The sequence below is a fragment of the Streptomyces sp. NPDC045899 genome (genome assembly GCF_056431485.1).
The window spans coordinates 2883-9031 of the sequence record NZ_JBWKKP010000015.1; the positions used below are offsets into that span (position 1 = coordinate 2883).

A 6149-nucleotide genomic window follows, 5' to 3' on the forward strand; every position below is an offset into this window, starting at 1 on the left:
GAGTCTCCCCCCCCCCCCCCCCCCCCCAAACCCCCCCCCCCCCCCCCCGCCCCCCCCCCCCCCCCCCCCCCCCCCCCCCCCCCCGCCCCCTGGCCGGAATTCCGTGCCGCGGTCAGTGCCGGTGGGCGCTGTGCGTGGCCTGGATCCGGTCCCACGACCTGGGCTTCGCCACGGACTTGGCCGGGCTCACCGACGCCGCCTTCGCCGCCGCCGCGGTGGGCTTGGACGGGGTGTACAGCCAGGTGTCGAAGAGCGCGTTCAGCGGCTCGCCGGACACCTTCTCGGCGTAGGTCACGAAGTTCCGCACCGAGGCGTTGCCGTATCGGTTCTTCTTCGTCCAGCCCTTGATGATGGCGAAGAAGTCCTTGTCGCCGACCTTGTTGCGCAGTGCCTGGAGGGCCAGCGCGCCACGGTCGTAGACCGCGTCGTGGAACTGGTTCTCCGCGCCCGGGTCTGCGGGCTTGACCGTCCAGAAGGGGTCGTCCGCCGGATAGGAGGCGTAGGTGTAGTCCGCCAGTTCCTGCGCGGTGCCCTCACCCTCCTTCTCCGACCAGAGCCACTCGGCGTAGCTGGCGAACCCCTCGTTGATCCAGATGTCCCGCCACTTCTTCACCGAGACGCTGTCCCCGAACCACTGGTGGGCCAGCTCATGGACGACCAGCGAGGTGTTCGCGCCCCGGGAGAACCCACGGGGGCTGTAGAACGGCCGGGTCTGGGTCTCCAGCGCGAATCCGGTGGGCACGTTCGGCACATAGCCGCCCAACGCCTCGAAGGGGTACGGGCCGAAGACGGTGGACTCCCAGTCCACGATCTCCGCCGAGCGCTCCACGCTCGCCCGGGCCGCGCCCGCGTTGTCGCCCAGGTCCTTGCTGTACGCGTTGATGACCGGCAGACCGCTCGCGGTGGTGTCCTTGGTGATGTCGAACCTGCCCACCGCCAGCGTGGTCAGATACGTGGCCTGCGGCTTGGCCGAGCGCCAGTTGTAGCGGGTCCAGCCCAGCCGGGAGGTGGTCGACTGGAGGGTGCCGTTGCTGAGCGCCTGCGTACCGTCCGGGACCGCCACCGAGACGTCGTAGGTGGCCTTGTCCGTCGGGTGGTCATTGCTGGGGTACCACCACCAGGCCGACTCCGGCTCACCGGCCGCCACCGCCCCGTCCGGGGTGCGCAGCCAGGCGGTGAACCCGTTCACCTGCACCTTCGACGGTGTGCCGTGATAGCGCACCACCACGGTGAAGGCGCGGCCCTTGTCCAGCGGCGTGGCCGGGGTGATCTCCAGCTCGTGGTCGCCGGTCGCGGTGAACGCCGCCTTCTTCCCGCCCACCAGCACCTCGCTCACATCCAGGGCGAAGTCCAGGTTGAAGCGCGACAGGTCCTGGGTGGCGGTGGCCTGAACGGTGGTCGTGCCCTCCAGCCGGTCCGTCGTCGGCTGGTACTTCAGCCGCAGGTCGTAGTGGGAGACGTCGTACCCGCCGTTGCCGTACGACGGGTAGTAGGAATCCCCGACGCCGGGGGCGCCCGGGGTGGCATCGGCCGCCGACGCCGGGATCGCCAGCAGCAGGCAGGCCGCGGCCGCGCCCGGGACGAGGAGTCTGTGGTGACGCACGAGTCCTCCAACTCGTAGGGGAGAACGATCACTCGCGACTCTATGTACTCCCGAGGGGTTCCGCGCGTCCATCTGGCGATCTGACATGTAATCGACATCCGGACGCCATGGCATCCGGCTGAGTGTCCCTCAGTTCCCGGTGCGCGCCTCTTCTGCGGGGGAGTTGACTCGCGCTACCGTCCGGCCGTGCTGCTACCGAGGCGGAAACCCCGCATCCACTGGACCACGCTGATCCTGTCGTCGGTCACCGCACTGCTCGCCGCCGTCGCCACCCTGCTGCCCCCGCTGGGCACCCAGGCCGCCCACGCGGCCACCGGCGCGGCCCGGGAGAGCAGACCCGTCTACTCCTACGAGCACGCCATACGCGAAACCGTATGGGTGGACACCAGGGTCGACGGCGACGCGGACGGCAGGACCGACCGTGTCGCCGTCGACATCGTCCGGCCGCGTGAACCCGCCCAGGCGGGCCGCCGCGTCCCCGTCATCATGGACGCCAGCCCGTACTACGCGTGCTGCGGACGCGGCAACGAGAGCCAGACCAAGACCTATGACGCGGACGGGAAACCCGTCCGGTTCCCGCTCTTCTACGACAACTACTTCGTACCGCGCGGCTACGCCACCGTCCTGGTCGACCTCGCCGGAACCAGCCGCTCCGACGGCTGTGTGGACATCGGCGGCCGGTCCGACATCCAGTCCGCCAAGTCCGTGGTCGACTGGCTGAACGGCCGCGCCCGCGGCTACGACGCCGCCAGCGGCGGCGGAGCCGTGACCGCGAGCTGGTCCAACGGCGCCACCGGGATGATCGGCAAGAGCTACGACGGCACGGTGGCCAACGGAGTGGCCGCCACCGGCGTCAAGGGGCTCAAGACCATCGTGCCCATCGGCGCCATCTCCTCCTGGTACGACTACTACTTCGCCCAGGGAGCGCCGCTCTTCGACTCCGGCCCCGACGCCCTCGCCGACGGCATCGAGAGCGACGCCGCCCGCGGCCGCTGCGCCGACGTGCAGCGGAAGCTGGTCGAGGGCGCGCCGCGGACCGGTGACCGGACCGCGTTGTGGAGCGCCCGCGACTACGTGCCCGACGCGGCCAAGGTCCGCGCCAGTGTCTTCGCCGTCCACGGCATGCAGGACCTCAACGTCCGCACCAAGCACCTCGGACAGTGGTGGAACGCCCTCTCCCGGGCGGGTGTCGAGCGCAAGATCTGGCTCTCCCAGACCGGCCATGTGGACCCGTTCGACTTCCGGCGCGGCCACTGGGTGCGCACCCTGCACCGCTGGTTCGATCACTACCTGATGGGCTTCGACAACGGCGTCGAGCGCGAACCGATGGCCGATGTCGAACGCGCCCCCGACCAGTGGTCCACCGACCGCGCCTGGCCACCGTCCGGCACCCGGCAGACCACCCTGCGCCCGCGCGATGGTGACACCCCCGGCGTCGGCGTCCTCAGCACCCGCCGGGCCGCGCCCGGGACGACCGAGACCTTCACCGACGACCCCGCGCACAGCGAGGCCGACTGGGCCGCCCAGGTGGGACGGTCCACCCCGGACAAGGCGGGCTTCACCACCGGCACACTGCGCGCACCGCTGCGGCTGTCCGGCTCGGGCACGGTGACCGTCACCGCCACCCCCTCCACCACCAGCGCCCATCTCTCCGCGGTCCTGGTCGACATCGGTCCGGCCACCATCCGCGACTACACCGGCGACGGCGAGGGCATCGTCACCCATGACCGGCGCACCTGCTGGGGGAGCAGCACCGAGGGCGACAGCGCCTGCTTCAAGGAGACCGCCGCCGATCCGGCCCGGGTCGACCACACGGTCATCAGCCGTGGCTGGGCCGACCTCGGCACCTACGCCGGGGACGGCACGGGCCGCCCGCTGACCCCGGGCAAGCGCTACACCCTCACCCTCGACCTGGCCGCCACCGACCACGTCGTCCCGGCCGGACACCGGCTCGCCCTGATCATCGCCGGGACCGACGCGGGCCTCATCGAACGGCCGGACACCACCCCGCGGCTGACCCTGGATCTGCCCCGCACCTCCGCCCGGCTGCCGCTGGTCGGCGGGGTACCGGACACCACCGCCGGCCCACCGGCCACCGGCCCGCTGACCAAGGGCGTCGCGGAGCCGGAGCCGGGGCGGCAGGGCGACCACATGCCCTCCGCGCACACCACCGGCTGACCCCTCGGCGGAGGTGGGGGGGGGGGGGGGGGGGGGGGGCACCCCCCCCCCCCCCCCCCCCCCCCCCCCCCCCCCCCCCCCTCTTCTTTTTTCCCCCCCCCCCCCCCCCCCCCACCTCCCCGCGCCGGCCACCCACGGTGGCAGCGCGGAGAAACCCGACGTCGGAAGGGGTACGACGGCCCGGACCCTCGGGTACAGTGCGCCGCACATCAGCGCGCCGCCACCCCACCCGTGACCCATCGGACGGCCCGTGGATGACCGCTGACCGGAAGAACCGCCCCCATGGCAGCCGCCGGGGGTGTGCCCGATCCGTCGAGAAGATGGGGAAACCGGCGCTGACCTGGTGATACGGGAGGCAGCGGTGCCACGGAAAATGGCATACGCGTCCATCTGCTGGGTAGCCGGAACGTCGTCGGTCAAACGTTGTTCACATTCAGTGAAATCCAGTGAGAGGTTCTTGCGTGACGGAGACAGGTAAGACCACGGGGGACGCCAAGGGCGGTCCTCCGGGCACAACAGCTCAAGCCGGGGGCTCGGGGGGACCGGAGCACCGGGCTCCCCAGACGGACCGCGTGGTGTTCGGCGTCTCCGCCGCGCTCACGCTCGCCTTCGTGGTCTGGGGCGCGGCCTCCACCGACACCCTGGAGGACGCCTCGGGCAGCATGCTGACCGGGCTGATCCACAACGGTGGCTGGGCCTTCGTACTCGCCGCGTCGGGCTTCGTGATCTTCGCGCTGTGGCTGGCCATGAGCCGTTACGGCAAGATCACGCTCGGCAAGGAGGGCGAGGAGCCCGAGTTCCGCACCGTCTCATGGGTCGCGATGATGTTCAGCGCGGGCATGGGCATCGGCCTGATGTTCTACGGCGTGAGCGAGCCGCTCTCGCACTTCGTGAACCCACCGCCGGGCACCGACCCCAAGGGCGCGGCCGACGCCATGGAAACGGCCATGGCCACCACGCTGTTCCACTGGACGCTGCACCCGTGGGCCATCTACGCCGTGGTCGGTCTGGCCATCGCCTACAGCACCTTCCGGCGTGGCCGCAGGCAGACCATAAGTGCCGTCTTCACCCCGCTGATCGGCCGTGGCCACGCCAACGGCTGGGTCGGCCGGGTCATCGACATCCTCGCCATCTTCGCCACCCTCTTCGGTTCCGCCGCCTCGCTGGGCCTGGGCGCGCTCCAGATCGGCAGCGGTGTCGAGGTGCTGGGCTGGAAGAGCGATGTCGGCACCTCGCTGCTGGTGGCGGTCATCGCGATCCTCACCGCGGCGTTCATCGCCTCCGCGGTCTCCGGTGTCGCCAAGGGCATCCAGTGGCTGTCCAACATCAATATGGTGCTGGCGCTGTTCCTGGCCGTCTTCGTGTTCATCGCGGGCCCGACGATCATCATCCTCGATCTGCTGCCCACCTCGATCGGCGGCTACCTCGGTGACCTGCCCCAGCTCATGGGCCGTACCGAGGCCACCGGCGGCCAGACGGTCGCCGACTGGCTGAGCAGCTGGACGGTCTTCTACTGGGCCTGGTGGATCTCCTGGACGCCGTTCGTCGGCATGTTCATCGCGCGCATCAGCCGCGGCCGCACCATCCGGCAGTTCGTCGGCGGTGTGATCCTCGTGCCGAGCACCGTCAGCCTGCTGTGGTTCGCCATCTTCGGCGGTTCGGCGATGAAGCTGGAGGCCGCGGGCCGCCTGGGCAAGGAGACCACGCCCGAGGGCCAGCTCTTCGGTGTGCTCGACCAGTACCCGATCGCGGGCGTGATGAGCGTCCTGGTGATGGTCCTGGTCGGCATCTTCTTCGTCTCCGGCGCGGACGCGGCGTCCATCGTGATGGGCACGCTCTCGCAGAAGGGCGCCTTCGAACCCACCCGGTTCGTGGTGATCTTCTGGGGTGTGGTCACCGGTGGTGTCGCGGCCATCATGCTGCTGATCGGCGGTGGTGGGGACGACGCCCTCACCGGACTCCAGAACCTGACGATCCTGGTGGCGGCCCCGTTCACCCTGGTGATGGTGGGGCTCTGCTGGGCCCTGCTGCGGGACCTGCGCCGCGACCCGCTGATCGTCCGGGGCGAGAAGGGCGAGGAGGCGGTCGAGATGGCCGTCATCGCCGGACACGAGAAGTACGACGGCGAGTTCGAGATCCGCATCGGCCCGGCCACCCCGCCGGACCCGCCGCAGGACGGCGACGGCGCGGACGACCCGGTCGGCCCCGCCCCCGCGGGCAAGGCATAACACCACCCGCCGCCGAAGCCCGCTTCGGCGGCGGCCCCGAGCGGCCCGCCCCGGTGACACCGGTCCGCAGCCAGCCGTCCGGGGTGATCGCGCGGGCGGTGGCCCTCTCGTCCTCGAAGTAGCCCCGCATCACGTGGTAG

At 71.0% G+C, this 6149-nt stretch carries 3 protein-coding genes; 2 read left to right on the forward strand and 1 reads right to left on the reverse strand.

The features are described from left to right. Positions 1-112: 112 nt before the first annotated feature. Entirely contained in the window at positions 113-1603 is a 1491-nt protein-coding gene (locus AC07FT_RS22325) for a M1 family metallopeptidase (protein ID WP_479177781.1), read from the reverse strand. A 186-nt stretch (positions 1604-1789) separates the two neighbouring features. On the opposite strand from AC07FT_RS22325, the gene AC07FT_RS22330 reads away from it, so the two are divergent. Both AC07FT_RS22330 and AC07FT_RS22335 read left to right on the forward strand, forming a co-directional pair. Further along, positions 1790-3781, forward strand: coding sequence for a Xaa-Pro dipeptidyl-peptidase (locus AC07FT_RS22330; protein WP_479177782.1), 1992 nt, complete (start codon positions 1790-1792; stop codon positions 3779-3781). Positions 3782-4242: 461 nt separating this feature from the next. Next, the gene (locus AC07FT_RS22335; RefSeq protein ID WP_479177783.1) at positions 4243-6009 is read left to right on the forward strand and encodes a BCCT family transporter; all 1767 of its coding nucleotides are present in this window, start codon (positions 4243-4245) and stop codon (positions 6007-6009) included. The last annotated feature ends 140 nt before the right edge of the window (positions 6010-6149 follow it).